Source organism: Moraxella tarda, assembly GCF_035181405.1.
Lineage (GTDB): Bacteria > Pseudomonadota > Gammaproteobacteria > Pseudomonadales > Moraxellaceae > Moraxella.
Genome location: NZ_JAYGGV010000001.1, coordinates 297,778 through 324,560 on the forward strand (window position 1 = coordinate 297,778; position 26,783 = coordinate 324,560).

The 26,783-nt window shown below is 40.7% G+C and carries 26 protein-coding genes and 1 tRNA gene; 11 read left to right on the top strand and 16 right to left on the bottom strand.

Features of this window, described 5'->3' with window-relative positions; all coding sequences use genetic code 11:
* The first annotated feature begins 18 nt into the window (after positions 1–18).
* Positions 19–357 carry an ISC system 2Fe-2S type ferredoxin gene (fdx, locus tag U9670_RS01485; RefSeq protein WP_323841867.1) on the top strand — a complete coding sequence of 113 codons (339 nt, stop codon included), beginning with the start codon at positions 19–21 and terminating at the stop codon, positions 355–357.
* Between the two features lie 68 nt (positions 358–425).
* Here fdx and purN read toward each other — a convergent pair whose 3' ends face one another.
* Positions 426–1,073 (bottom strand): phosphoribosylglycinamide formyltransferase, encoded by a 648-nt coding sequence (purN, locus tag U9670_RS01490; protein WP_323841781.1) that lies wholly within the window; start codon positions 1,071–1,073, stop codon positions 426–428.
* A gap of 47 nt (positions 1,074–1,120) precedes the next feature.
* Positions 1,121–2,164 (bottom strand): phosphoribosylformylglycinamidine cyclo-ligase, encoded by a 1,044-nt coding sequence (purM, locus tag U9670_RS01495; protein WP_323841780.1) that lies wholly within the window; start codon positions 2,162–2,164, stop codon positions 1,121–1,123.
* Between the two features lie 259 nt (positions 2,165–2,423).
* Between purM and U9670_RS01500 the strand changes: the two genes are divergently transcribed.
* The 3 genes from U9670_RS01500 (at position 2,424) to U9670_RS01510 (ending at position 5,125) form a co-directional block, all read left to right on the top strand.
* Positions 2,424–3,521 (top strand): AI-2E family transporter, encoded by a 1,098-nt coding sequence (locus U9670_RS01500; protein WP_323841779.1) that lies wholly within the window; start codon positions 2,424–2,426, stop codon positions 3,519–3,521.
* A 159-nt stretch (positions 3,522–3,680) separates the two neighbouring features.
* Positions 3,681–4,442, top strand: coding sequence for a DnaA ATPase domain-containing protein (locus U9670_RS01505; protein ID WP_323841778.1), 762 nt, complete (start codon positions 3,681–3,683; stop codon positions 4,440–4,442).
* A gap of 35 nt (positions 4,443–4,477) precedes the next feature.
* Positions 4,478–5,125 (top strand): DUF2057 family protein, encoded by a 648-nt coding sequence (locus tag U9670_RS01510; protein WP_323841777.1) that lies wholly within the window; start codon positions 4,478–4,480, stop codon positions 5,123–5,125.
* A gap of 83 nt (positions 5,126–5,208) precedes the next feature.
* On the opposite strand, the gene rpmA is transcribed toward U9670_RS01510, so the two are convergent.
* From rpmA to U9670_RS01535, 5 genes are all read right to left on the bottom strand, one after another.
* Positions 5,209–5,466, bottom strand: coding sequence for a 50S ribosomal protein L27 (rpmA, locus tag U9670_RS01515; RefSeq protein ID WP_323841776.1), 258 nt, complete (start codon positions 5,464–5,466; stop codon positions 5,209–5,211).
* A 60-nt stretch (positions 5,467–5,526) separates the two neighbouring features.
* Positions 5,527–5,838, bottom strand: a complete 312-nt coding sequence (gene rplU / locus U9670_RS01520; RefSeq protein ID WP_323841775.1) for a 50S ribosomal protein L21 — start codon at positions 5,836–5,838, stop codon at positions 5,527–5,529.
* Between the two features lie 282 nt (positions 5,839–6,120).
* Entirely contained in the window at positions 6,121–6,639 is a 519-nt protein-coding gene (locus U9670_RS01525) for a TPM domain-containing protein (RefSeq protein ID WP_323841774.1), read from the bottom strand.
* A 205-nt stretch (positions 6,640–6,844) separates the two neighbouring features.
* Positions 6,845–8,035, bottom strand: coding sequence for a TPM domain-containing protein (locus U9670_RS01530; RefSeq protein ID WP_323841773.1), 1,191 nt, complete (start codon positions 8,033–8,035; stop codon positions 6,845–6,847).
* Position 8,036: 1 nt separating this feature from the next.
* Positions 8,037–8,711: a LemA family protein gene (locus U9670_RS01535; protein WP_323841772.1), complete on the bottom strand. Its 675-nt coding sequence runs from the start codon at positions 8,709–8,711 to the stop codon at positions 8,037–8,039.
* 607 nt (positions 8,712–9,318) lie between these two features.
* On the opposite strand from U9670_RS01535, the gene U9670_RS01540 reads away from it, so the two are divergent.
* The gene (locus tag U9670_RS01540; protein WP_323841771.1) at positions 9,319–10,830 is read left to right on the top strand and encodes an alanine/glycine:cation symporter family protein; all 1,512 of its coding nucleotides are present in this window, start codon (positions 9,319–9,321) and stop codon (positions 10,828–10,830) included.
* Between the two features lie 132 nt (positions 10,831–10,962).
* Here U9670_RS01540 and U9670_RS01545 read toward each other — a convergent pair whose 3' ends face one another.
* On the bottom strand, positions 10,963–13,035 hold the full coding sequence (locus U9670_RS01545; protein WP_323841770.1) for a cytochrome c biogenesis protein CcdA: 2,073 nt from the start codon (positions 13,033–13,035) through the stop codon (positions 10,963–10,965).
* A 266-nt stretch (positions 13,036–13,301) separates the two neighbouring features.
* Positions 13,302–14,246, bottom strand: coding sequence for a porin (locus U9670_RS01550; protein ID WP_323841769.1), 945 nt, complete (start codon positions 14,244–14,246; stop codon positions 13,302–13,304).
* Between the two features lie 542 nt (positions 14,247–14,788).
* On the opposite strand from U9670_RS01550, the gene U9670_RS01555 reads away from it, so the two are divergent.
* Complete coding sequence (locus U9670_RS01555; RefSeq protein WP_323841768.1) at positions 14,789–15,550, top strand: MiaE family protein; 762 nt, start codon at positions 14,789–14,791, stop codon at positions 15,548–15,550.
* Positions 15,551–15,621: 71 nt separating this feature from the next.
* Here U9670_RS01555 and U9670_RS01560 read toward each other — a convergent pair whose 3' ends face one another.
* The 3 genes from U9670_RS01560 to hflX form a co-directional block, all read right to left on the bottom strand.
* Positions 15,622–16,326, bottom strand: a complete 705-nt coding sequence (locus U9670_RS01560; RefSeq protein ID WP_323841767.1) for an LrgB family protein — start codon at positions 16,324–16,326, stop codon at positions 15,622–15,624.
* Positions 16,319–16,744: a CidA/LrgA family protein gene (locus U9670_RS01565; RefSeq protein WP_323841766.1), complete on the bottom strand. Its 426-nt coding sequence runs from the start codon at positions 16,742–16,744 to the stop codon at positions 16,319–16,321. Before U9670_RS01565 ends, U9670_RS01560 begins: the two co-directional genes overlap by 8 nt.
* A gap of 246 nt (positions 16,745–16,990) precedes the next feature.
* Positions 16,991–18,373 (bottom strand): ribosome rescue GTPase HflX, encoded by a 1,383-nt coding sequence (hflX, locus tag U9670_RS01570; RefSeq protein ID WP_323841765.1) that lies wholly within the window; start codon positions 18,371–18,373, stop codon positions 16,991–16,993.
* Positions 18,374–18,487: 114 nt separating this feature from the next.
* On the opposite strand from hflX, the gene folP reads away from it, so the two are divergent.
* Both folP and U9670_RS01580 read left to right on the top strand, forming a co-directional pair.
* On the top strand, positions 18,488–19,366 hold the full coding sequence (gene folP / locus U9670_RS01575) for a dihydropteroate synthase (RefSeq protein ID WP_323841764.1): 879 nt from the start codon (positions 18,488–18,490) through the stop codon (positions 19,364–19,366).
* A 132-nt stretch (positions 19,367–19,498) separates the two neighbouring features.
* Positions 19,499–19,583: transfer RNA gene (locus U9670_RS01580), tRNA-Leu, on the top strand.
* A gap of 193 nt (positions 19,584–19,776) precedes the next feature.
* Here U9670_RS01580 and U9670_RS01585 read toward each other — a convergent pair.
* From U9670_RS01585 to U9670_RS01600, 4 genes are all read right to left on the bottom strand, one after another.
* A complete protein-coding gene (locus U9670_RS01585) occupies positions 19,777–20,451 on the bottom strand; it encodes an HAD family hydrolase (protein ID WP_323841763.1) in 675 nt (224 codons plus the stop codon).
* Positions 20,452–20,600: 149 nt separating this feature from the next.
* The gene (locus U9670_RS01590; RefSeq protein ID WP_323841762.1) at positions 20,601–21,083 is read right to left on the bottom strand and encodes a hypothetical protein; all 483 of its coding nucleotides are present in this window, start codon (positions 21,081–21,083) and stop codon (positions 20,601–20,603) included.
* Positions 21,064–21,339: an FAD assembly factor SdhE gene (locus U9670_RS01595; RefSeq protein WP_323841761.1), complete on the bottom strand. Its 276-nt coding sequence runs from the start codon at positions 21,337–21,339 to the stop codon at positions 21,064–21,066. Before U9670_RS01595 ends, U9670_RS01590 begins: the two co-directional genes overlap by 20 nt.
* 203 nt (positions 21,340–21,542) lie before the next feature.
* Entirely contained in the window at positions 21,543–23,132 is a 1,590-nt protein-coding gene (locus U9670_RS01600; protein ID WP_323841760.1) for an inorganic phosphate transporter, read from the bottom strand.
* 222 nt (positions 23,133–23,354) lie between these two features.
* On the opposite strand from U9670_RS01600, the gene ubiE reads away from it, so the two are divergent.
* From ubiE to U9670_RS01615, 3 genes are read left to right on the top strand one after another with little or no spacing between them, the layout of a single operon-like run.
* A complete protein-coding gene (gene ubiE, locus U9670_RS01605) occupies positions 23,355–24,233 on the top strand; it encodes a bifunctional demethylmenaquinone methyltransferase/2-methoxy-6-polyprenyl-1,4-benzoquinol methylase UbiE (RefSeq protein WP_323841759.1) in 879 nt (292 codons plus the stop codon).
* Positions 24,233–24,865, top strand: a complete 633-nt coding sequence (locus U9670_RS01610; protein ID WP_323841758.1) for a hypothetical protein — start codon at positions 24,233–24,235, stop codon at positions 24,863–24,865. The genes ubiE and U9670_RS01610 overlap by 1 nt, the downstream gene beginning before the upstream one ends.
* 2 nt (positions 24,866–24,867) lie before the next feature.
* Positions 24,868–26,499 (top strand): ABC1 kinase family protein, encoded by a 1,632-nt coding sequence (locus tag U9670_RS01615; protein ID WP_323841757.1) that lies wholly within the window; start codon positions 24,868–24,870, stop codon positions 26,497–26,499.
* Positions 26,500–26,783: the final 284 nt, after the last annotated feature.

Sequence of the window (26,783 nt, forward strand, 5' to 3'; positions counted from 1 at the left end):
GAAAAAAGCGAGAAAATTATGGTAACCGTAACCATTCTACCCCATCATGAAATTTGCCCACAAGGTGCAACAGTTGAACTTAAAACAGGTGAAAACCTACTTGAAGGACTGCATGAACACGGCATCAAGATTGAACACGCCTGCGATATGTCAAAGGCCTGCACCACTTGCCATGTCATCATGCGTGAAGGCTTTGATAGCTTAGAAGAAATGGACGATGTTGAGGGCGATTTACTTGATCGTGCATGGGGGTTGGAACCAAACTCCCGCCTATCTTGTCAATGCATCATCGCTGACAAAGATTTGACCATAGAAATCCCAAAATATACTTTAAACCATGCCAAAGAAAACCACTGATTAACTACAAACAATATAAAATCCCCAATTTCTTTGATAAAAATTGGGGATTTTTTTGTACATAGCCATCAATCAAAACGCAACTTAATTGGTACTGGTATATTGATGGAAATTGGTGTTTTGTTAAGCGACAACACGCCTTTTACAATGAGTTCTAGCGTAAATAACACCAACCGATGTTCCAGCTTTTGCACTCTCAGGCGTAAACTTTCTGGCGTATCATCATACCTCACAATCAGCATCGCCTGAGTCAACACCTGCCCTGCATCAAGCTCTGCTGTTACCAAATGCACACTGCAACCATGCTCAGCTTCACCAGACTTTAAGATACGCTCGTGCGTGTCTAAGCCCTTATAATTTGGCAATAATGATGGGTGCAAATTTATCATCGCACATGGTGCATTTTGAATGAATTCTGACGATAAAACACGCATAAAGCCCGCCAATACCACCAAATCAGGCGACCATTCATTGAGCAATTCTAACGCATGCTTTTCAAAGGTGCGAATGCCCATTTTCTTGCCACTTGCCACATGAGACAGCACCGCTGTGTCTACGCCAGCAATTTTGGCACGAGTAACCGCATAAGCATCTGCAACATTACTGATGACACCGACAATTTCAATCGGCAGATGACCTGCTTGCATGGCATCAAGCATCACTTGTAAATTTGAGCCATTACCCGATACCAAGACAGCAATTTTTAGCTTTTTCATGTTTTTATTTCTATCAACAAAACCAACCCAAAAAAGTTGTCATCAGATTAACAATAAGTTACCGCATCTGTCTTGCGTGCTATGATATCACCGATAACCCAAGCAGTTTCACCATACTCTTGTAGTAAATCAAGCACTTTGTCGGCTTTATTTTGTGGTACAACCAAAACAAAACCAACACCGCAGTTAAAGGTGCGATACATTTCAAGCGTCTCAATACTGCCACCTTTTTGTAGCCATTGAAAGACTGGGGGCAATTGCCAACTTGCTGTATCAATCTGTGCAGTCAAATTCTCTGGCAATACTCGTGGCAAGTTTTCAGTCAGACCACCACCTGTAATATGAGCCATCGCATGAATATTGGCATTACCAACAGCTTTTTGTAGGGCATTGACAGATTTGACATAGATGCGAGTCGGCTTCATTAAAGCATCAGCCAATGATTCATCACCAAGTTGTGTATTAACCACATCGGTATTGGTAACTTCAATAACCTTACGCACCAAAGAATAGCCATTTGAATGAACACCGCTAGATGCCAATGCAATCAATACATCACCTTCTGCCACATTTTCGCCTGTGATGACCTCTGATTCTTCAACCACACCCACACAAAAACCTGCAAGGTCATAATCCTCATCTTGGTACATTCCTGGCATTTCAGCAGTCTCGCCACCAATCAAAGCACAGTTTGATAATTTGCAACCATCACCAATGCCTTTAATGACAGCCTCCGCTGTATCTACATCTAATTTTCCTGTGGCATAATAATCCAAGAAAAACAAAGGCTCAGCACCACACACCAGCAAATCATTAACACACATCGCCACCAAATCTTGACCAATGGTATCATGACGGCTTAAATCCAATGCCAGCTTTAGCTTAGTGCCAACACCATCTGTACCAGATACCAGTAATGGCGACTTATAGCCTTGTGGTATGCGACATAATGCACCAAATCCACCCAGTCCACCAACCACCTCAGAACGGGAGGTTGCCTTGGCAACTGATTTGATACGCTGTACAAGTGCCTCGCCTGCGTCAATATCCACGCCTGCGTCTTTATAGCTTAGTGAAGTTTGCTGCATCATAAACAACCTTTTTAATATCGCCATTATAAAGAATGAATGATTCATTATATCAAAAAAATCCTCCAAAAACCCATCAAAAATCATCATTCATAAAAATTTATGCTTTTTTATGAAAATTTTATAAAAATAATGTGTATTTTTTTTGATTTTTATTTATTATATTCATATTATACTCATGGCTAAACCATGGTTGGGTTTGGCGAAACATTCCACCCCATGCTAAAAGCCGTTTAAGAATGCACATTTAAGAATACATAACATGAATCCTCGCACCCTAGATCCTTTTTTTCGCCGTTTATTCATCTTGATAGGCATTTGCTTATTTGTCTATTTTTTGTACTTGGCACGGATAGTGATTGCCCCTTTTGCAGCAGCATTCATTTTGGCTTATTTTCTAAACCCACTCATTCATCTTTTCGACCGTTTTTTACCCAGAGTGGTTGCCATCTTACTGGTGTATCTATCCATCACACTCATACTGGCCCTATCCATCGTTTGGCTAACCCCCCTATTATGGGCACAGCTTCAAGTGATGTGGGAGGGTTTACCTACTTTATTAAAATGGTATAATGAGGTTGTGCGTCCATGGCTAGGGCAATTTACCAGCAACAGACTGCTCAAAGTTGACTTTGATGTCATCTCAAATGAAGTCAGTCATTTTATTCAAGCCAACTACCAAATGTCTGATGCTCAGATGGTTCTCAAACAAGTGGTTATTTCTGGCATGAGTGCTGCTAATAACATCGGTCTTTTGATCATGATTCCGATTTTGACCTTTTATTTTTCACTCAATTGGCAAGAGCGTCTGCAAACATGGGCCAATGCCATTCCACCTGATTTTAGACCAAAAGTGATTGAAATTGCCAAAGATTGTGATGAAGCATTAATGAATTTTGCCAAGGGTCAATTTAGTGTGATGATATTACTAGGGGCAATTTATGCCGTACAACTCGAATTGATTGGGTTAAAACTTGGATTAATTATTGGTATTGGTGCAGGTATTGCAAGTTTTGTTCCTTACCTAGGCTTTGGTGTGGGTATCGTTTTGGCTTTGGTGGCGGGATTTTTCCAGTTCGGTTTTGATTGGAAGTACCTACTGCTCATCATTGGTGCCTTTGGCATTGGGCAGATTTTAGAAGGTTATGTATTACAGCCCTTGCTTTTGGGTAACAAAATTGGATTATCCGCACTGTGGGTAATTTTCTCGGTGTTAGCAGGAGCTGCCTTATTTGGGTTTATTGGTATGTTAATCGCCTTGCCAGTCTCTGCCGTCATCAATGTGCTGTTTCGCCATGCTTACAGTGCTTATTTACAAAGCAGGTGGTATGTCGGTACAAAACAATACAAGCTATGGTAAGTTGGCAAAACCCACAAAAAGCAACCATTAGAGCGTAAAATTAAAAAATTAGCGATTATACTTGCTAATTTTTCTAAAAATATGCTATATAATGGTTTAATATTGACAGTGCAATACTTTGAATAATACAATAAACAGACAAGATAAGATTTATACTTAATGAATGATTTGACACAACCGTCTCTCAATCTTGACCTAAAACAAGACGCTAGCCTGTCTGACTTTGCTGGCTTAGGTTTCACCCCAGTATTGAAAGCCCTTCATGAATTACGCTCTGGCAATCTACGAGAGCTTTTCATTATTGGTGATTTTGGCTTTGGCAAGACACATTTGGCGGCAGCCATTTACCGTGACTATACCCAAAATCACAAAAAAAATGCCATCAGTCTAAGCTTTGATGACATGATTAATAGCGATGAAGATGTCAGTGCACTTGCTGGGCTTGAAATGTTTGATTTAATCATCATTGATGATCTACACTTGATTGAGCGTAGTCGTGAATGGCAAGAGGGTCTATTTCATCTCATTAACCGCGTGCGTGAACAAGGCAGACAAATGGTATTTTTGTCTGAAAGTCCTGCCAGAGAGCTTGAAATTGGACTGCTTGACTTAATGACCCGCCTATCTCTTGCACCAACTTTTCGCCTACCCACCAATGAAGACATTGACGACAGAAGAAAGTTACTTGATACAATCCTAAGACGCAAAAATTGGCGACTGCCTGAACAAATTTTTGACTATATGTTAAATCAAGGACCGCGTAACGCAGGTGACATGATTCAAGTTTTGGATAAAATCTCACCACTATTGACACATTTGTCTCGTGTACAAGTGCCAAAAAAAACCATTGATGAGGCCAAAAACATCATCAACAAAGAAACATTTCTACTTGAAATATCTGAACACAAAACCGATACATAATTTTTGAAATAAAAAGCAGGGAACCAAGAAAATTTATGAAAAAAATCGCCATCTGTATTGCCACTTTATTGATGGGCATCAGTGTACACGCTGAAGTTCACCTGCTGATTGATGACAACATTAAAGTTATCGCCATTAACAGTCAAGAAATTCGCCATGGTGTCTTACAACCACTACAACGAGATTTTAAATTACAAGCTGGTCGCCACATCATCACTGCACGCTATGATCGTATGTTTGATCTATCTCGTGGTGAGCACGATTATCTAAAATCTGATCATGTTACCATTACTGCGGATTTAAAAGACAATCAAACCTACCAGTTAGTCATGCCAAATCAACCAAACAACTACAAATCTGCCAAGGCCTACATTAAAGCACCAGCACTTGCCATCATTCAAAATGGTCAGGTCATTTCTAAAGAAAATAGCACAGCAGAACGACAAGAAAGCATATTAAAAGAACTGACTCAAAGTATTGGTAGTATTTTTAATCATAGTGATAATACCGCATCATCTGACCAAAAAGCAAACACCATCATAAATCAAGATTTGATTACCACACCTTCACAAGAACAGCACCAACAACCAATGACACAAAGCAATCTAGATGGTTTCACACAGCTTTGGCTCAACGCCAGCGAAGAAGAGCAAGAAAAAATACGCCAATGGATTGGCAAATAACCCAATATATACGATCAACAATTAATAGTAAAAAACCCAATACACAAGTATTGGGTTTGGTCGTTAAAGTAATGTCTAAAAAATTATTCACCAACAACAGAAACATAACGACGGTTAAATTGACCTTTGGTCTCAAATTTAACAACACCGTCAGTTAAGGCAAATAATGTATGGTCACGACCCATGCCAACACCTTGACCAGCATGAAATTCGGTGCCACGCTGACGAACAATGATGTTGCCTGCAACAACATCTTGACCACCAAATACTTTTACACCAAGCATTTTTGGATTAGAGTCACGACCGTTACGAGTAGAACCTGCGGCTTTTTTATGTGCCATTAGAAAATCTCCTATGTGGATGCTTTATAGTATCAATATTATAAAGTCATCAATGATGGTTTAAGCGTTAATTGCCTTGATCTTTAGCTCAGTGAACCACTGACGGTGACCTTGCTCTTTATGGTAGTGCTTACGGCGACGGTGCTTAACAATACGCACTTTCTTGCCACGACCATGTTCAACCACCTCTGCTTCAACGCTAGCACCAGCAACAACAGGCTGACCAATTTTAATGTCAGCACCATCAACAATCATAAGTACTTCTTCAATTTTTAGCGTTTCGCCTTTTTCAGCTTTTAGTAGCTCAACTTTTAATGTCTCGCCAACGCTAACACGGTGCTGTTTACCACCACTTTTGATTACTGCGTACATTTACTTCTCCGTAAAAACCTGTGTGCCGTGGTCATCCCTTGATGACACTTGATAACGAGCACGACTAGGACATAAAACTAAGCTACTATTTTATCAAAACAATCCATATAACACAAGAAAAAAAACGCATTATTTTTTATAAATTTCATACATCAGCTGTGCTATATTTTATGATGATCATCATGAGCAATGGCTGTACATAAATAACTAAAAATACCTGTTGAAATTTAACCGTTAAAATAGTAGACAGTCCAATCAAGCACCCCAAATATTGCTAAGAAGCTATTGCAAAAACACCACTTCATTAGGCAACTCATTACCAAAAACATCATCATCTGGATAATGTATACGCAATAAATCACCAATGTTACCAATCAGCTCCAATATCGCCTTGGCAAAATCCCCTTGTTTGCAAGCGTTTAAGGCTTTTGCGATTAAATTTTGCCAAAATGCCTCATCAACAAAGCCATCAATCCCTCTGTCAGCAATAACCTCCAAATCACGCTCACAAACATTGACATAAATCAGCACACCTGTATTCTCAGCAGTATCCCATACACGGTGCAAGCCAAATAATTCAAGTGCACGCTCACGACAATCTAAATGATAGGCTCGGCTGATTGGCAAATGATTTTCAACCACCAAATAAATCTCGCCACGATGGCCAGACTCTGCCTGTGTAACAGCTTGGGTCAGCGTATGACGCAAATCATCATTAAGCCAGCGATTTTGCAAAATTGGGATAAAACTAAGCTGCCGCAACAGTCTGGATAAACTTTTTCTTGATTGAATGTATTGCATAAATTGCCAAATCAAATAATGAATGTATTAAAAAGTAAAGCGGTTTTATGTTTTATTAAGAAAACTTCACAAGCCACACCTACCAATCTGCCATAAATCACACCAAAACCTATGATTAATGGTTGATGATGACTATGGCAGTTTTAGATTAGTTTTAAGATTAAAGCATTTTAACTTATTTTTTTGGACTTGATAGGCATAAATGTTACCATGAACCACCAGCACCGCCACCGCCAAAACCGCCGCCACCGCCGCTAAAACCACCTGAGCCAAAACCACCGCTCTTTGGCAACACAATCAACCCGCCTGTACCGCCATGTCCGCCACGACCAGAACCGCCACCTCCAGAGCCGCCCTTAAAAAGTAATAAAAACACCCAGAGTATGACCGCAACCAAAATTGACATAAAACCTGCACCAAGTGTCATGCCAACAAGTCCCACACCACCTGCGGTAATCGTTGCACCAAGCACCCTGCCTAATATTGATGTCAAAAACGAACCAATAACAAACCCAAAAATCAACAATCCTATGAAAGAAACACCCTCATCATCATATGAGTATTGCTCTTGACTCATGTCATCAGCACGCCGCAAAGTCTCTGGGTCAGCACGCAAACGCTCACTGATACTGCCTATCGCTGCTGATAGCCCTTGTGCATACTGACCAGTTTTAAATAAAGGAGTAATGTCATGACGAATGATACGACTGACAGCCACATCAGTTAATACCCCTTCTAGTCCATAGCCTGTCAAAATGTACAAATTACGATCATTAATCGCAACCACGATCAACAAGCCCTCATCTGTATCTTTATTGCCCAATTGCCAACGATCAGCTACCGCCATCGCATAATCAAAAATAGGCACACCCTCGGTGCTAGGCACAATCACCAAAGCCGCTTGTGCCAACTTATCTTGATACAATGCGCGCAACTGTTCTGTCAAGTGCGATTTTTCACTTGCAGTTAAAATGTGTGCTGCATCAACAACAGGTTCATTTAATATCAGTTTGTCATGTGTGATGTTTTTGGCATCAAAAGCTATAGGTGGGCCTTTCGCCATACTTGTGGCAATACCATCATCAATCGCCTGTTCACCGTCAATCTGCCGAACAAACTCTTTTACAGAATCGGTCAAAGGCGATGGCGTTGAATTCACCAAGGTTTTAGTAGTGTTGTGATCCAACGCCTGCTTGATAGCACCATGATCAGCAATGACGATCGCCATCAAATCATCTTCTAAACTATCGCCAGCAGTATCAGCAGTGATGATATTTGCCGAATTGGCAAGTGCCTGCGGTACTAGTAGCACAACAAATAGCAACACCGACAGCACAAATCCAAGCCTTGCAATATCAGCGTTGTGGATTTTATTAAAATTTGGCAAGACTGCCATTTTATTGTCCTACGGTCGCTGTTTTGGCATTGTCGGTATTCATGGTTGTATTAGCATTTGTGCCATTGCTATTTGTGCCATTGTTAAAAGTAACACTTGGTGCACTGGAGATTGCTCTTTCATTTTCTACCGTAAAGTTCGCTCTTGGGCTCATACCAAACACCATCGCTGTGAGATTGGTTGGAAACTGGCGAACGGTTGTATTATAACCTTGCACATCTTGAATATAACGCTGGCGAGCTACCGTAATGCGATTTTCTGTACCTTCAAGCTGCGATTGTAAATCTTGAAATAATGCATCTGCTTTTAGCAGTGGATAATTTTCCGAAATCGCCATCAAACGAGACAACGCACTGGTCATCTGCGATTGTGCTTCTTGATATTGTTTCATGGCATTTGGATCATTAAGCATCTCTGGTGTCAGCTGAACACTACCTGCTGCTGCGCGCGCTGCTGCCACTTCGGTAAAAACCCCTTGCTCATGCTCAGCATAACGCTCAACCACAGAAACAAGATTTGGCACCAAGTCTGCACGACGCTGATATTGATTCACCACTTCTGACCATGATGCATTTACTTGCTCATCTTGAGCTTGTAGAGCATTATAGCCACAGCCAGACAGACCTAATGAACTGGCAAGTAAGGCAACAGAGGCAAGTTTTTTAAAAGAGTTCATAAAATTTTTCCTTGTAATTGGGTAAATTAAGTAACTAAATTAAGTAACTAAGTTTTTTTAAAGTGAAGGATTTTCATCAAACTATAACACAAAATACAAAAAACAACTCGGCTGGTTTTAGTAATCTAATAAATTTTTAATTTTAACAATAATTTTAACAATCTAAGCAAGCCGTATTGATATTATGCCATTGTAGCAAAAAACAAGTTAAAAAGTAAAAACCTTACATAAGCACAACACAATCATCAAACGACAAAGTCGAATCAAGTTTGATTTCATCTTATAAAAGCCAAAAGTTATAAAAGCCATAAGCTTTTAAATGAGCTTTAAACAAAAATTAGCACATCAAAGAAGTACACCAAATTAACCCTTTTTAATAACAAACAATAACAAATCAAGATTTTTTGTAAAAAAAATATAAAAAAATTGTAAATTTTAGTGGAATTTATTACAAAAATATGGCAAATTGCAACAGGGAATTCATCTTCTTGGTTTTCTTGGTTAAAGTACTGTGTTCATGTAACTTTTACAGCACTTTTATGTTGATGAACCAACAATGAATGAATCATAATTTTATTTTAATATTCCAAAAAATCAAGGGAATACTATGGAACAAATTATTGGTAGCCTAAATGGCATTATTTGGAGTCCAGCACTGATTTATCTTTGCTTGGGTGCAGGCTTATTTTATTCTATCATCACTCGCTTTGTGCAGGTACGAATGCTCAAAGAGATGATCAGCCTGATGTTTAGTGGTGTAAAAAGTGCAGACGGCATATCATCTTTTCAAGCCTTTGTAGTGGCACTTGCCAACCGTGTCGGCGTAGGTAATATTGCAGGTGTGGCAGCGGCCATCGGCTTTGGTGGTCCATCGGCAGTATTTTGGATGTGGGTAGTGGCGTTTTTGGGTGCATCTACCGCTTATGCAGAATCTACCATGGCACAAATTTATAAAGAACGCGACCCACTGACAGGTCAGTATCGTGGTGGCCCTGCTTATTATTTTGAAAAAGGACTGGGTCAAAAATGGTATGCCATTTTATTTGCTGTCGCTGCCATCATTTCTTGTGGCGTATTCCTGCCTGGTGTACAAGCCAACGGTGTGGTTAGTGCTGTAACTCGCATCACAGGTGATGGCAACATGATGAACTTTTTAGGCGCTGATGTTGGTGCAAATCGTGTGATAGTCATGGCGGTTGTTGTTGCAATTTTGGCAATCATTACCATCGGCGGCATCAAGCGTATCGCACGCGTGGCTGAGTTTGTTGTACCATTCATGGCATTAGGCTATATTTTGCTTGCCCTACTGGTCATGGTCATGAACCTTGATAAAGTGCCTGCAATATTTAGCCTGATCATGAGCGATATTTTTAACCCAATGGCAGGTCTTGGTGCGGCGATTGGCTGGGGTGTTAAGCGTGGGGTATATTCAAACGAAGCAGGACAAGGCACAGGCCCTCATCATGCTGGTGCAGCAGAAGTACAGCACCCCGCTCAACAAGGCCTAGTACAGGCATTCTCTGTGTATGTAGACACCTTGCTCGTTTGCTCTGCAACAGCATTCATGATTTTGACCATGGGTACTTATAATGTACAAGGCACTCTAGAACAAGGTCAATTCATTGTTCAGCATGTAGACCCTGCGATTGCTGAGATAGGTACGCCTGCTTTCACACAAATGGCATTAACTCAAACTTTTGGCCCATTTGGTGATTATTTCATCGCCATTGCCATTTTCTTTTTTGCTTTCACTACCATTTTGGCTTACTATTATATCGCCGAGGTCAATATTGCCTACCTCACTCGCAAAATGAGTACAGGCATACAAAAAGTGAGTATGTGGCTTCCAAAAATTACGGTGCTGGTATTTGTTGCATACGGCAGTGTCAATAGTGCAGGCTACATTTGGGATATGGGTGATGTTGGTGTAGGTATTACTGCTTGGCTTAATATTGTGGGCATTTTAGTCATGTTCTTTATGGCAAAACCAACCATCAGCTCACTAAAAGACTACGAAATGCAGAAAAAAGCTGGCGTAACCAATTACACTTTTGACCCTATTAAATTGGGCATCAAAAACGCCACTTTCTGGGAAGAGCGTCTAAAAGAAAAAAGATAATCCTTTAAAAACCCTAAAAATAAATAAGCCCTCATCAATTGAGGGCTTATTTTACTTGTTTTTATAGTATTTAAAATGAAGATTTTAAATCAATACCAAAGTTATGTATTAAGCTTGCTTTCATCAAGCTCATCAAAAAGCTGTCAATGCACTTTCAAAATCCGCACGGTTTGTCTGCCCAAGCATCATCTTAACTAGTTTGCCATTTTTATACATCAGCAACGCAGGAGGTCCGATGAGGTCATAACGCATCAGCAAAGCACGGCTTTCATCACTTGTCTCCGTGATATCAAATTTCACTACCTGCACATCAGCCATGCTCGCTGGGCGATGTGCAAACAACTCACGCTCCATAATACGACATTCAATACACCAATCGGCTGTAACATCTACCAACACTTTATCATGACTTGCCAAAATCCTATCTAAATCAGCTAAGGTTGTGATATGGTGGTCCTGATGACCGATACTCTGATTTTGGTTTTTGTTCATCAAACCAAGTGGCTGCCAAGTATCGCTCGCTCCCATACTTGCACCCAATAACAGACAGGCCGTCCAAATGAATGCCAAGGCTGATACTGCCTTAAATGGTAGCTTAGCCAAATGCCACAGCCACACAGCTACCACCGCAAACCATAATGCCCAAATAACAAGCACCACAGGCGATACAAAAACACGCTCAATCAAAGCAATCGCTACCGCAAACAAAAGCAACCCACAAAACTCTTTCACCCGCACCATCCATGTACCTGCTTTTGGCATGAATCTGCCTTGTGCCATACCGATAAGCATGAGTGGAGCAGACAGACCAAGCCCAAGAGCAAACAACGCCAAAAAGCCAAACGCCACACTGCCACTTGTTGATACCGCCGCTAACGCCCCTGCCATCGGTGCCGACACACATGGGGATACCACAAGTGCCGATAGCATTCCAGCTAAAAAACTTCCACCCAAACTGCCCAACTTACCGTCAGCAGACTGCGATGTGGTCTGTAATTTATCACGCAAAAACGCAGGAAGTCCCACCTTGATGGCATCAAACATATAAAAGCCAAGCACCACAAACAGCATTGCAAAGCCAATCAGTACAGCAGGGTTTTGCAAGTAACCAACAATATTTATCGTACGCCCAAACCATGCGATCAAAGCACCAAGCAATCCATAAGCCGTTGATACACCCACACCATAAGAGGCGGACAGTAGTAGCCCCTTTTTGCTATCAACTCCGTCTTGGCGTGCAACAATATTTGCCACAATCGGAATCATTGGATAGACACACGGTGTAAATGCGAGGAGCAACCCTGCCAAAAACAACAAACCAATCGCCAATACAGGTTTATCATGAATGCCAAAAACATCATCTTTTTGAATGCCATGACTGAGCTCATGATTTGCCAAACCATCAACAGTAGATGTATTGATAGGTGTATCATCAGCTAAGCTTATTGCACCACCGACATTACCATCATATGCACCGCTTACATCACCATCATCAGCAATATCATGATCATCGACTGGGCTTGGTGCAACAATGTTATTAGGGGTATTATTAGGCATGGTTGCAACTAATTTTTGTTGAATGCCTTGCTTGACATGATTGGCGTTATTAGATGCCAAATTGACCGCCTGACTGGTTTGAGCTTGTGTACTTTTGGTTTGGTTGGTTGTAGATTGATCAGCTTGATCATTGACTGACTGCCAATCTGTCTTGGCATCTGCATTTGACAACGACAGATTAAACTTCGTTATTTCTGGCGGATAGCACAGCCCTGCCTTGGCACAGCCCTGCCAGCGTAAAGATGCAGGTGCATTGTTCGCCACGCCACTAAGTGTTGCACGAGCCACCACATCTTCTGCAAAGACCGCCACCTGTCCAAAACTTGGGTCATCAATCACTGTTGGTTCTTTATTGAATCGCCATGCCGACATTTTTACCCCACTTGGTAAATTAAGCACAATCTTATCACGATATACATAGTGATTTGGTGTTACCTTAAAAACAACCTCTACCTCATGATCATTAACATCTACACTGACATTAAAAGCCTGATGCACGGGTAAAAATTTTTGTACTTTTTGACCAAATAAGCCTGACAGCTGAGCATTATCTGCCATCGTAGGCATAGACATGAATAAAATAGAACTACAAAATGTGGCGACTGCCAATCTCTTGATGGTTTTGATGTGTTGATGAATATTACGCATTGGTTAGAACCGAATATGTTAATGGTTTGTTATGAATGGTTTATTATAACATTATTTTAATGGTTGCCAGCTTGGCATGACATCATAAATATGACTAATAACAATAATAAAAAAACCAAGCAACAAAAATGTTACATAGTCTTTATTGTTGCTAACAATACTAGCACGCCAATACAGATCAAGCATTTTTATAAAATATCAAAATACAGCCAAAAAAAACCCACTCAAAAATGAGTGGGTTTTTTGATACAAGATTCTAAACCAAATTAGAACTTATATTCAACGCCAGCACCGATGCCGTATGCGTTAGTATTTTTATCATCTGCTTTTTTAGAAGCTTGGTAAGCACCATAGATATGACCTGTGGTTGCTTTGTTAAATGCGTATTTACCACCAACTGCAATGCGTTGTTTTTTGGTATCTTTGATACCTTTAGTATTATTAACAAAGTCTAGCTGACCATAAGTGGTGAAAGGTGTTTGAGCCACTTTGTAGTTAGCAGACAGCGTGAACGCATTTTCGTTGTTTTTAGTGTTAAAATCAGTATTTTGATACAATGCACCTGCAGTCAACACTGGGCTGATGGCATAAGCACCGCTCACACGAGCTGCTTTGCTAGCTTCGCCATCTTGAACATAGCTTGCACCAACTTTAAACGGAGCGTCAGTTGGTTCATACTTAGCACCAATACCAAATGATTCGCGTTTTGCATTTAGTTCGTTCACTGCATACATGCCCATGAACTGCAAACCGTTACGCTCTGGTGAGAAGTAAGCAACAGCATTGTTTACACGGTCAGCATCATAAGAGGCCAATACATTGTTACCACCAACTGGCTTACCTGCAGTAACATTGGCATAGTCAACATAACCATCAATACCAGAGATACGACCAGCTACCAAAGTACCGTATTGCTTGTTTGCAAGACCTAGATAAGTGTCACGAGGGCTAAACTGAACTGATCTTTCGTTGTCAATACCGACACCGTATTCTAGTTGATACACTAGGTCAGTATTAGCACTTAGAGCTTCGCCACCCTTAATGCCAATGCGTGAACCAACAGAGTTTAGTTCAGTTTTTAAGTTTTTGTTGTCGCCATTGTCATCTTTCACATCAAGAGTTAGGAACGCTTTACCGTAAACTTGAGGCGCAGCTTGTGCAGCTGTGATAGATAAAGCAGCGACGGCTGATGCTAAAAGTAGTTTTTTCATGGGTTTCTCCACATTACATTTTTAGTTGGGTCGCTAAAGCTGCGCCCAATGCAGGTAATGAACGATTCATTCTCTGCGAGATTGCTTTCTTTAATGAAATAAAAAGAATGACAAATATTTTCTTTGGTAACAACCTTAAAGATAATACTTGCCAAATCCTTACTTCGGCTAATAGAATACCAATTTTGACATATTTTGCAACACCTTTTTAATCATAATTTTTAATATTTTTATCAGTTTTAAATTTTTATCATAAAAATCAATAAGTTAAAATTTATTCTTCATTCATATTTTTTTGTTAATATTAAGATAAATTCTTATTTCACACATTATCTGCACTCAGCCAGCTCTCAGATTCATCACGATTTTAACATTTTTACATAAATCCAGCACTGATTATTTCAAAAAAAGATATTAAATATGTTAAAATAATCATCGTATTGTAATATTATTAAGTCATGTTAAGCCATTTTTTACATGGACATAACAAATATTTACATATTTGTTCAATCAGCCAATTTTAACCAATCAGACAATCCATCATGCAACACCATTCAAACACCATCAGCAATATCAGCAATATCAGCAATATCAGCAATATCAGCAATATCAGCAATATCAGCAATATCAGCAATATCAGCAATATCAGCAGTGATGACGATTTGGCCAACATCACAACACGCACCAAAGCCACCACCGACATCAGCCACATTCATCAATTTTTGGGTGTACGCACCTCTGATAAATGGCTATCTATTGCCAAAAATAACCTACCACTACTCATGCTAGACCATGCCAACTGCGAGAAAAAAGCAGCAGGTACGGCGATGAATCTCATCTTTCGTTATGAATTTCACCGTGAGTTACAACAAAAACTTGCTCAGCTGGTGCGTGAAGAAATGCTACACTATGAGCAAGTGTTGGCACTCATGAAAGAACGAGACATTGCATGGTCGCATTTACCTGCTGGTCGCTATGCCAAAGGACTGCTCAAACATAAACGAACATGGGAACCTGCAGCAATGGTTGATGTACTGATTGTAGGAGCGTTTATTGAAGCTCGTTCATGCGAACGGTTCTCGGCATTGGCAGATGTCATTGATGATGAAAAATTAGCAAGATACTACAAGTATCTTTTAAAATCTGAAAGCCGCCACTATGAGGATTATATCCAATTGGCTCAGTCAATCACCGATGAAAACATCGATGAGCGAGTAGATTTCTTTCGTGAAGTAGAAGCCGAGTTGATTGAGAGCCCCGATGAGGAGCTTAGATTTCATAGCGGTGTACCAAATTGGATATGATACCGCCAAATATCTAAATGTGATGACAGCCTGCGGTCATCACATTTACCAAATCGCTATTTAACCAAGCTTTAACCAAGCAGTGCCACAACGACCACAGGCAACCATACTGCCGTAACCAATCCATTAATCGCCAGACCAAATGCCGCATAACGCCCTGCCGTTGGGCTTATCGTCCATGCCTCTACTGTGCCAATCGCATGGGCAACCAAACCAAGTGCCAGACCTTTTGCCCTATCATCTGTAACATTTTTAAATAAAATTCGGCACAGTCCTGCACCCAAAATACCCGAAACAATGATGATCAGATTTGCCATCACAAGTGGTGCATCAATGATTTGAGCGACAGACAGACCAACTGGTGTGGTTACCGAACGAGTAGCAAACGCAAGAATACTTTGCATATTTAGGCCGACAAAATACGCCAGCAACATTGGCACCAAAGCCCCAACCAGACTTGCCAAAAATACAATCATGGACAGTTTTTTGATGGGCAATCCCTTAAAATTCATGCCTGCAAGCGGAACAGCAAGCAGTACTGTGCTATAACCGAGTAAGCGGTCAAATACCACCTTAGCATTGGCATAATAAAGCTCATATGGCAATCTGATGACAAATAAAATGACCAGCGTCAAAACAATGGCAATGATGATCATGGGTACGCCGCGAATGTACTTGTTCAGATATCGCAAAACATATTTAGCACCAATATGAGCAATCAGCGTAATGACAAAAGCAATAAAAATCGTGGTGCCATCAAGTGTGGTGTTAGGCATGACCCTCTCCTTCATTATTGATTTGGTCATTTTTTAGCCATTTTTCAGATAATTTGGCAAATGCCCACAATGGCACCACAGTGCTGGCAATAATCACAAAAGATACCGCCAGCAAATCCGCTCCCAACCCAAACAGCAAAACGCCCGCCCCTGCTGATACGGGCAAGAAAGCAAAGCCACTATCTACAAGTAGTACACTGGCCGATGATGACAGCCAATTTGGCAGACCGCCTCTCATCAATCTGACTGCCAACAATCCGACAAATAACGACACCAAGCCGACAATGTTGGTTGCAGTTGGTATGCCAAAAGCAGTACAAACGACCAACGCCAGCTCACGCACACAGATAACAATGGCAACTGTCGCTAACATACCAAACCAAAAGACAGGCGACTTGGTCAAATAAGGCGATTTCATGGTCTTCCTTGTGGGTGATGAGTTTTTTCTATTAAAGCACTATCTATTATTACGGTCAAGCCACAAAGACCAATTTAAAAAAATATTTGTTATTTTATAATAAAATGATGACTTACAAGAAAATTTAAGGTATTAAAAAAGTGCAAAAAAAACCACCTAATATTAAAAAGGCGGTTTTTTGTACTTAATGATTTACTTTTTGTATATTTACCACAAAACCTATCATAAAAAGACGAATCTATCAATCTACCAACAAAAAGGGTCTAGCCCATCATTGTCATTATCTTTTTTAATATCCACCCTTTCAAACTCTTCTAAAACTGGCATCAAAGTACTCGCCTGATGCGGTGGCAAAACATCAAAAGGGTTTAGATGATATTTACCAAGCAGTTCTTTTAGCTTGGCAGGGGCAAGACGAATTGTCAGCATCTCATACCCTGTTTCATCAAATTGACCATGAGTAATGACATCAAGCTCATGTAAAGCATTTTTAAATTGACCTGCATCATGTGGTAAAGTAAGATTAAATTCAGACAAATCACCAACCAGCAACTCTTGCACCGCTTGGGTCAGCTCATTCATACCAAGACCTACACGAGCCGAAACATAAACACGAGATGGCACCCCTTTTTCTTTATAATGAATGGTGGGCTGTTCTGCAGTTTTGTCAATTTTATTATGCACAAGAAGCACAGGGGCTGTTGCACCAATTTCATCTAGCACCGCATTGACTGCATCAATTTGTTCGTGCATATCAGGACTACTACCATCGATGATGTGCAAGAGCAAATCCGCCTCCAAAGTCTCCTCCAAAGTAGCATGAAAGCTCTCCACAAGCTCATGTGGCAAATGACGCACAAAGCCTACCGTATCAGCCAAGACAACCTTGCCCACGCCTGCCCATTTGACTTGGCGTAGCGTGGGATCTAGTGTGGCAAAAAGCTGGTCGGCGGCATAAATATTGTCATCGGCAAGCAGATTAAAGAGCGTGGATTTTCCAGCATTGGTATAGCCAACAAGCGATATGGTAGGAATGTCGGATTTTTGGCGTTTGGCACGCCCCTGCAGACGAGTTTGTTTGACTTTATCTAGCTTATTTTTTAATTGATTAACCCGAATTTGTAAAAGCCTGCGATCGGTTTCAAGCTGTGCTTCACCTGGTCCACGCAAACCGATGCCGCCTTTTTGACGCTCCAAATGTGTCCAACCACGCACCAACCGAGTGGCAAGATGAGACAACTGAGCAAGCTCCACTTGCAACTTACCCTCATAGGTTCTAGCACGCTGAGCAAAAATATCTAAAATCAAGCCTGTGCGATCAAGTACTCGGCATTCTACCAAAGCTTCTAGGTTACGCTCCTGACTGGGCGATAAATCATGATTAAAAATCACAATATCTGCCTCATGTTGCTTTACCGCCTGAGCGATTTCCTCCGCCTTGCCTGTGCCAACAAAATATTTGGCATGGGGCTTATTGCGACCTCCTGTAATGATTTTAAGTTCGTTTGCCCCTGCTGAATGCACCAGCAAGCGAAATTCTTCTAAATCATCAGGATCAATCATCTCACGAATGTCAAGATGTACCAATATGGCGTTTTCTCCGCCCTCATGTCTTTCAAAATATTGCAAAGAGTTTCCTTGTAAAAGTTCTTAAAATCACAATATAACCAAAATTAGGATATTATGATATAACAGACAACCTAAATTGTGATATTATGATGGATTTCAAGTTTTTATTGTACCATGACTGAGCATATTTTACACACCAATCGCAAAACCCTAGCGTTATCCACGCCAGCCATCATGGGTGTACTCAATGTTACACCAGATTCATTTTCAGATGGTGGACGGTTCGTCCATATTGATACCGCCCTAGCTCATGTGGAGCAAATGAATCAATGGGGTGTGGACATTATTGATGTCGGAGCAGAGTCCACCCGCCCTTATGCCTCTGATGTATCGGACAAAGAGGAGTTGGTACGCCTAACACCCATCATCAAAGAGATTCGCAATCATTTTCCCAAACTTTTATTATCTATTGATACCAGTAGCCCTGCAGTCATTGAACAAATGGTAGATTTGGGAGCAGATATCTGGAATGATGTGCGTGGATTAAGACGAGATGGTGCCGTTGAGATGGCAAGCCGTTTGGCATTGCCCGTTGTCATCATGCATTCTCGTGGCGAGCCGAGCAATATGAACAATTTGACCAATTACAGCAATGTCGTAGAAGATGTCATCACAGAGCTTGGTCATCATATCAATCGTGCGATGAATGCAGGCGTACAGCGAGAAAATATCATCATTGATGTGGGCATGGGTTTTGCCAAAAATTATTCTCATCATGTCGCCTTGATGGCAAATTTGGATAAAATCATCACTCATTTCAATCTTCCTATGCTGTTTGGTGTATCTCGCAAACGCTTTTTGGGCGAAATTTTGAATAATTTTGAACCAATGACCCAACACCAACCCACCGACCGAGATATGATTGGCATGGTTGCCCATCTACTCGCCGCTCAAAAGGGTGCAAATATCGTAAGGGTGCACGATGTGGCAAGCATGGCACAAGCACTCAAAATATGGCAAATCATCAATACAAACAATCAAAAACATATATAAAAAAATAAATTCATAAAAAACAATTGGTTATAAAATTATTTATCCAATGTTTAAAAAAAACACTTGCCAAATCTTGAAAACTGCGTATAATACCGCCCATCAAGACAGCACAGTTGTCTTGGTATACAACTTGGGGTCGTGGCGAAATTGGTAGACGCACCAGATTTAGGTTCTGGCGCCGCGAGGTGTGAGAGTTCGAGTCTCTCCGACCCCACCATACATAAAAAAGTCGATGATTATCATCGACTTTTTTCTTGTTATAGACAATCATTCATTGCTTTTTGTTGTGTCAATTAAAATAAAAACTCTCTTAAACTGATTTAAAAAAATTTAACCATTCAATCACAAAAGTAGCATTTTTGATTCTTTGGTGCAAAGTCAAAATATTGCATTAAAAATATTATCAATAGTTATATTGACCAATCCTCAATACGCCAACCGTTTTTAACCGCCTGCTCTTTTAAAATCTCATCAGGGTTTATACATACCGCCTCATCTGCAAAATTCAAAAGTGGTAAATCATTTTTTGAATCCGAATACGCAATTAAGCGTTCAAAAATTTTGCCATCATTCATACAATCATGAATAAAACGATTCAAATGATACAGTTTGCCATCTTTAAAATTTGGCCTGCCTCTCACACTTCCTGTGTAATGATTATCAATGATTTCAAGTTCGGTGGCTATCGTGTGTAAATCATCTACACCAAAAAGATGAGCGATTGGCTTTACGACAAAATCATTGGTTGCACTAATCACCACAACCGTATCGCCTGCATCTTTATGAGCATTAATCCGAGCGGTTGCTTTGGGACGCATATTTGGCACAATCCAAGTATCCAAATATTCTTGACGGTAGGCGTGTAACTCTGTCATGGTTTTGGTGGTTAAAAATGCCGCCACAAATTCATTATACGCAACTGCATCTAGTGTGCCGTTGATATAGTCTTGATAAAATTTATCATTAGCATCGGCATAGACGGACGCATCAACCAAGCCTTTATGAACAATGAACTGCCCCCAACTGTGATCACTATCTACGTTAAGCATGGTCATGTCTAAATCAAATAATGCCAAATTTGCCATATTGCACCTTTTTTTTTATGATATTTATCGTCTTTGCCCATTGTAGCCATCATAACAAAAAACAGCTCAAACTTGAACTTGTTTTTATAAAAACCATACTTAAAGTGAAAAAGACGCAATCACAACTATTAACCAAACCTACCTTAAAATCAAACAAAGCTTGATGTATTTATGGCACAAAGCCCCAACAATCTACGAAAATCATCATCTTTCACCTTCGTGCGATGAACAACGACATCAAGCGTGCGTCGCTTAGGCTCAATCGCATAAAATTTTAAAAACAATGCCCTGCCTGTAACATTGATTTCCTGTATGTCTACCAAGTAGCCTTGATACAAGATACGCCCTCGCCAAGTCAACACCTTAATATCCCACAATTCATCAATATGAGTACAGCTAAAAGCGATAACTTTTGGGCGACTGATGAACATAAAAGACAGCAATACCACCACCACAAATACCGCACCAATCATCACCCATGGCAGTTTTGCTTGCCATGCCAGCACCAATGAGACAAATGAATAAACCAACCAAACAGTTGGCATGGCATGGTGATGCAACACCACATCTAAACTTAGGCGGTTTTTAGAAAATCTAGACTTGGCAAATTGTTTATGATTGATTGCTGGCATATTTAAGTTGTTTCATGCGTTCAATGAGTGCTGCAACACCCTCATCTTCTGGACGCTGCTGCCCCAAAAAAAATAACAACAAATCGGGGTCTTCATGTTCAAGCAATCGTACAAATGCCGCCTGCTCATCGTCTGGTGCAATCAGATAGCTTGACTTGACATAAGGGTCAATATAATAATCCAACTCTTTTAGACCTCGTCTGGCCTGATAAATGATGCGTCTTTGCTCCAAAGTAGGTTCTATTTGCTCTGTCATAAATACCTCATTATCACCATCAAGTGAATGTTTAATTAAAACATAGCTAGTATATCAAATTTTATCTCAAATGCACCAAAGCGTTGTGGTTATTTGAGATTTTTCTTTAAAATCCACCCCTTGCCAAATCTACAATATCATCTAATAAAAAAACAGCTTGCTTGCACAAACTGTTTTTTTAATTGGCTTAAAAATTAATTGGCTTATAATACATTACTTAAAATCAAAAACATCAACGCACTCATGCCCGCTGCTGCCGGTAGCGTAATAACCCAAGCCAAGCCGATTGGCTTCATAAGCTTCCAGTTGGTGTTTTTATTAACCATGCCAATGCCCAGCACCGCACCGACCAAAATGTGCGTACTTGATACAGGGATACCCAAGCTTGATGCACCCATGACCACCGCTGCTGCCGCAAGTTCAGCTGCAAAGCCAGACGCTGGGTGCATTTCGGTTAAGTTTGTACCAACAGTTTGAATGACTTCTTTGCCAATAAACCACAAACCAACAATCAGTGAAACACCAAAGGTCAACATGACAGGTGCAGGGACAGTGGCTTTGGCAGCGATGGCATTTTCTTTGATGACATCTAAAATTGCCACAAAAGGACCGACCGCATTGGCAATGTCGTTTGAACCATGTGAGAATGCAAAAGCACACGCCGTAAATACTTGCATCCAGCTAAACATAATAAAGGTTGCTTTACCCAAATTTTCTTTGTGCTTACCACGGATGGTCTTGGTATAAATAAAAGCAGTTAGCCACACCATCGCACCAATCATACCCATGACCAAAAAAGCATGCAAAGTAGATAAATTTAATCCAGTATTTTTTAGGCCTTTAAATACCACCATTGCTGTCATGATGATCGCACCTAACGCTGCGATGAGTGGCACCCAGTTTTTCAGTGCTTTTAGAGTGTCCAAATTATCTCGTTCGTGCTCAATGTCATGCAACGAACGATAGTAGTCTGTTTCCAGTTCATCTTTATGACACTCTTCTTCAGCAAAAGCCTCTTGGTCACGAAGCAATGCGGTGGTGTAGGGCAGTTTTTCGCTCTCATTTAAGCTTTCAAAATATTCTTTTTGTTCACGCTTGATGGTCTTTTTTCTTGCCTTTAATATCTTGACACGAGCTTCCACCTTTTCATTGTATGCCAAAATATTTTTCTTAATCAAACCATACAAAACATATGACAACGCCCCACCAAGTAGCGGTGATACCACCCAAGAAATCGCAATTTCACCAATTTTAGACCATTGCACAGTAGAAAATGCAAGTTCTGTGCCACCAATATTAATGCCGAGCATGACAGAAGAACCCACAATGCCACCAACAATGGCATGCGTGGTTGAAACAGGCAATCCTTTTTTGGTAGCAAAAAGTAGCCAAAATGCAGCCGCTGCCAATGCTGATAGCATCAAATAGATGAATTGGTTTGGCGATACACCAAGACCCTGAATATCCACAATACCACTACGAATGGTGTCAGTAACCGCAGCACCTGCCAAAACCGCACCCGATACCTCAAAAATTGCCGCTACTGCAAGTGCCTGAGTTACAGATAATGTGCCTGCACCAACCGAAGTACCGAACGAGTTAGCAACATCATTACCGCCAATATTGAACGCCATGAATATGCCAAAAAAACTTGCCACTGCAAACAGTAGCACCTGATGGTGTGCTGTATATCCCAGACCCCATATTGCAAAATAAATACAGACCGCCACAAGCAACAATGCAAAGAAAATATTTGCCGCCACTGGCGTGGTCTGTTTTGCTGAATTTACCATAAATACACCAAAAGACTTAACTTAAAAATGCTTGATTGCTCACCCAAGTGACAAAATCACTAAAATAACCATCAAAGTAGTACTGCAATATCCTATCAATCAAATATGACAGTTTAATGACGATTTTAACATATTGTCATTAAAATACACCAATTTTTGTATGAAAATAGACAGATTAGTGGTATCATTATCATGAATTATTTGGTTTCATTTGGAAAAGTCATGAGTCAAGATAGCAGCACCAACAATCTCTTCACCAACCCAAATATCCTGCCTGCTGGTACACCACAAGGTCAATCCACCATGCAAACACCACAAGGACAAGCCGACACAGAAAATCGCTACTCAAAAAATATCGGCTCAACCACCCATTTTGGCTATCAGACAGTAGACGCCAAAGAAAAACAACGCAAAGTTGCCGAAGTATTCACTTCTGTTGCCACCAAATACGACATCATGAATGACCTGATGAGTTTTGGCATTCATAGATTGTGGAAACGCTATGCTGTCAGCTTGACTGGTGTACGCACAGGTCAAAGAGTGCTTGACATCGCAGGAGGGACAGGCGATTTGGCAAAAGTATTTAGCCGTGAGGTAGGTCGTTCAGGGCGTGTGGTGCTATCTGATATTAATGAGGCCATGCTAGAAGTTGGTCGCACTCGCCTGATTAATGCTGGCTGTAATAATGTTGATTTTGTATTGGCCAATGCCGAAACACTAGAACCATTTGCTGAAAATTCATTTGACCTAGTAACCATCAGTTTTGGCCTAAGAAATGTTACCGACAAACAAAAAGCCCTAGAAGCCATGCATCGTGTGCTAAAACCTGGTGGTCGCTTGTTGGTCTTGGAATTTAGCAAGCCTGTATTTGAACCGCTATCAAAGGCTTATGATCTCTATTCTTTTACCGCCTTGCCTCTCATGGGTAAAATTGTGGCGAACGACTCAGAAAGCTACCAATATCTAGCTGAGTCAATTCGTATGCACCCAGACCAAGCCACCTTAAAAAGCATGATGGAACAAGCAGGCTTTGTTAATTGCGATTATCACAACCTAACAGGTGGTATCGTAGCAGTGCATCGTGGTTTTAAGGCACGCTAATGATCAGTGTATTGGCACTTGGTTTGGTAGAGCGTATCATTAATGGGGCGTTAAATGCTGATCCCAATACCACCTATCATCTTAACCAGCTGACGGGCAAAACTTTGCGGTTAATCATTCAAGAGCCCGCCATCTCATTAGATGTGCTATTTTGCGATGACCATCTGCGTTTTGAGCCTGTCAGCCAAAGCATTTTTGAGCCACAAGGCGATGTGCCACCTGCCACACCAGATTGTCTATTGACCGTTGCCACACCCAGTGAATTACTTAGGTTTATGCGTAATAGGCGGTCAGGCAACCTGCCAATAAAAGGCGATTATAAAGTTTTGGCCAGTATAAAAGCTCTAACCGATGATTTTAGACCTGATGTTTTTGACAAACTAGAAAATATCATTGGTAAAAATGCAGGCAGTTATACTTATTTGATTGCCCAAGAGCTATCACCCATCATCACCCCTATACTATCATCTGTCAAATCACTATTCATTGATGCTCTCATACCAAATCAACCACCCCAAGGCGAGCTTGATGCCACAATCAGTCAAAAAAAGCAAGAACTGCTCCGTCTACAAGCTGACATTGAACGCGAACAGGCACGCTTAACTACTTTAAAAAATCAATCTCAATCATAGTCATGCTCATCTCTCACAAAAACCGTCTATTATCCATCTATCGCATCGCTGCCAAATATCGCCTAGACACCCACCTTAATGAGGTGCCAGAACTTGCCCCATTGGTGCGTCTGATTCGTTTGCACCCTGCCAGCACTGGCAAATCGCACAACCCTTTGGGTGTCAAACTTGCCCTAGAAGAGATGGGTACACTATTTTTAAAATTAGGGCAGCTACTTTCTACTCGCTCAGACCTTTTGCCTCCTAACATCATCAAGCAGTTATCATTACTACAAGATAAAGTCGCCCCTTTTGATGTTGATACTTTAAAAGCACAAATTGAAGACCCAAAAACAGGTTTGGGCAGACCCATCAATGAGTTGTTTGCCCGCTTTGATGATAAGCCACTGGCTGCTGCCAGTATTGCCCAAGTGCATACTGGTGCTCTGACCGATGGGCGTGAAGTCGTTATTAAAGTTGTTCGCCCCAACATTAAATCCGTCATCATACAAGATTTTGAGCTTCTGCGAGAGCTAGCAACTTGGTTATCAGCTCGTATAGAAATAGCTCGTGCAGTACATATCATTGATATTGTTGAAGATTATCGACAAATCATGCTCAATGAGCTGGATTTGACTTTAGAAGCCGCCAACGCCACCAAGATGCGTAATAATTTCTTAGGCTCAAAGCTCATCTATGTGCCACAAGTATATTTGGCAAACAAGTCTGTCATGGTATCTGAGCGAATTTTTGGTGTGCCAATTTCACATACCGACACTTTTGATGCACTCAATTATGACAGAGCCGAACTTGCCAAAAATGGCCTTATAATTTTCTTTACTCAGGTTTTTCGTGATAATTTTTTCCATGCCGATATGCACCCTGGCAATATCTTTGTTGAGACCTTGCCTAATGGCGGTGCAGTCGCCCATCCACGCTATCTAGGCCTAGATTGTGCCATCATGGGCGAATTAAGCAAAGATGATCAGCTTGTCGTAGCACGCTTGCTATTGTCTGTGATGAATGGCAACTACACAACACTTGTAGACATCATTGCTCAGGCTGGCTGGATACCTCCGTCTACCGACAGACACATCTTAATTAAGGACATGAGTCGTGCGGTCAGCCCCGTGGTATCAAAGCCGATGAGCGAGCTTGACTTTGCAGGAATTTTATTTGAAATTTTAAACATCGCTCGTCGTCATCAAATGAGCATACCGCCCCAGCTGATGCTACTATTAAAGACGCTTGTCCATGTTGAGGGGCTTGGGCGTGAGCTGTATCCCAACCTTGATATTTGGTCTCTTGCCAAGCCGATACTCACCGCATGGGTCAAAGACCAGCTTGACCCTGTCAAAAATCTCAGCGACATCAAAAACAAAGTGCCAGAACTGCTACTGTCAGCTACCGAGCTGCCCAAACTACTGACTCAAGGCATACAGTCAATGGCAACTTTGGGAGCAAGACAAGACAAAGAGCTAAGAGAACTTAAAGCATTAAGAGCTGATTTTTTAAACCAAAAACGATACGATTGGATTGCGTTGGGCGGATTTTTTGGTTTGATTGCCATCGGGCTGACCGTACCCATTTGGTGGGTAGGTGTGATTTTTCATATATTGGCAATAGGTTTTGTGATTTGGCGAGTGCTTGTATAGAGCTCGATACATCTTATTTATATGTCCTACAATGACATATAATATTACACAGATTGCTAAATACCTACAATATTGTTACAAAAAAATAATACAAAGCCATTAAAAAAACTACCATCAAAAAATAAATTTGATTATAATAAGCCAAATGAAGCAAAAAGGGGAATTTTTCCTCTTTTGTTGATGGCAATTTATCTTATATTGAATTGATGATTGATTTTGTCTGAATTATTTTGATTATTTTTTTTAAAATTCAAAATTCATCAATCCATCTTACTTAAAATATT

Coding starts and splice junctions, on each gene's coding strand:
- fdx (WP_323841867.1), top strand. CDS start 19: ATGGTAACCGTAACCATTCTACCCCATCATGAAATTTGCCCACAAGGT.
- purN (WP_323841781.1), bottom strand. CDS start 1,073: ATGAAAAAGCTAAAAATTGCTGTCTTGGTATCGGGTAATGGCTCAAAT.
- purM (WP_323841780.1), bottom strand. CDS start 2,164: ATGATGCAGCAAACTTCACTAAGCTATAAAGACGCAGGCGTGGATATT.
- U9670_RS01500 (WP_323841779.1), top strand. CDS start 2,424: ATGAATCCTCGCACCCTAGATCCTTTTTTTCGCCGTTTATTCATCTTG.
- U9670_RS01505 (WP_323841778.1), top strand. CDS start 3,681: ATGAATGATTTGACACAACCGTCTCTCAATCTTGACCTAAAACAAGAC.
- U9670_RS01510 (WP_323841777.1), top strand. CDS start 4,478: ATGAAAAAAATCGCCATCTGTATTGCCACTTTATTGATGGGCATCAGT.
- rpmA (WP_323841776.1), bottom strand. CDS start 5,466: ATGGCACATAAAAAAGCCGCAGGTTCTACTCGTAACGGTCGTGACTCT.
- rplU (WP_323841775.1), bottom strand. CDS start 5,838: ATGTACGCAGTAATCAAAAGTGGTGGTAAACAGCACCGTGTTAGCGTT.
- U9670_RS01525 (WP_323841774.1), bottom strand. CDS start 6,639: ATGCAATACATTCAATCAAGAAAAAGTTTATCCAGACTGTTGCGGCAG.
- U9670_RS01530 (WP_323841773.1), bottom strand. CDS start 8,035: ATGGCAGTCTTGCCAAATTTTAATAAAATCCACAACGCTGATATTGCA.
- U9670_RS01535 (WP_323841772.1), bottom strand. CDS start 8,711: ATGAACTCTTTTAAAAAACTTGCCTCTGTTGCCTTACTTGCCAGTTCA.
- U9670_RS01540 (WP_323841771.1), top strand. CDS start 9,319: ATGGAACAAATTATTGGTAGCCTAAATGGCATTATTTGGAGTCCAGCA.
- U9670_RS01545 (WP_323841770.1), bottom strand. CDS start 13,035: ATGCGTAATATTCATCAACACATCAAAACCATCAAGAGATTGGCAGTC.
- U9670_RS01550 (WP_323841769.1), bottom strand. CDS start 14,246: ATGAAAAAACTACTTTTAGCATCAGCCGTCGCTGCTTTATCTATCACA.
- U9670_RS01555 (WP_323841768.1), top strand. CDS start 14,789: ATGCAACACCATTCAAACACCATCAGCAATATCAGCAATATCAGCAAT.
- U9670_RS01560 (WP_323841767.1), bottom strand. CDS start 16,326: ATGCCTAACACCACACTTGATGGCACCACGATTTTTATTGCTTTTGTC.
- U9670_RS01565 (WP_323841766.1), bottom strand. CDS start 16,744: ATGAAATCGCCTTATTTGACCAAGTCGCCTGTCTTTTGGTTTGGTATG.
- folP (WP_323841764.1), top strand. CDS start 18,488: ATGACTGAGCATATTTTACACACCAATCGCAAAACCCTAGCGTTATCC.
- U9670_RS01585 (WP_323841763.1), bottom strand. CDS start 20,451: ATGGCAAATTTGGCATTATTTGATTTAGACATGACCATGCTTAACGTA.
- U9670_RS01590 (WP_323841762.1), bottom strand. CDS start 21,083: ATGCCAGCAATCAATCATAAACAATTTGCCAAGTCTAGATTTTCTAAA.
- U9670_RS01595 (WP_323841761.1), bottom strand. CDS start 21,339: ATGACAGAGCAAATAGAACCTACTTTGGAGCAAAGACGCATCATTTAT.
- U9670_RS01600 (WP_323841760.1), bottom strand. CDS start 23,132: ATGGTAAATTCAGCAAAACAGACCACGCCAGTGGCGGCAAATATTTTC.
- ubiE (WP_323841759.1), top strand. CDS start 23,355: ATGAGTCAAGATAGCAGCACCAACAATCTCTTCACCAACCCAAATATC.
- U9670_RS01610 (WP_323841758.1), top strand. CDS start 24,233: ATGATCAGTGTATTGGCACTTGGTTTGGTAGAGCGTATCATTAATGGG.
- U9670_RS01615 (WP_323841757.1), top strand. CDS start 24,868: ATGCTCATCTCTCACAAAAACCGTCTATTATCCATCTATCGCATCGCT.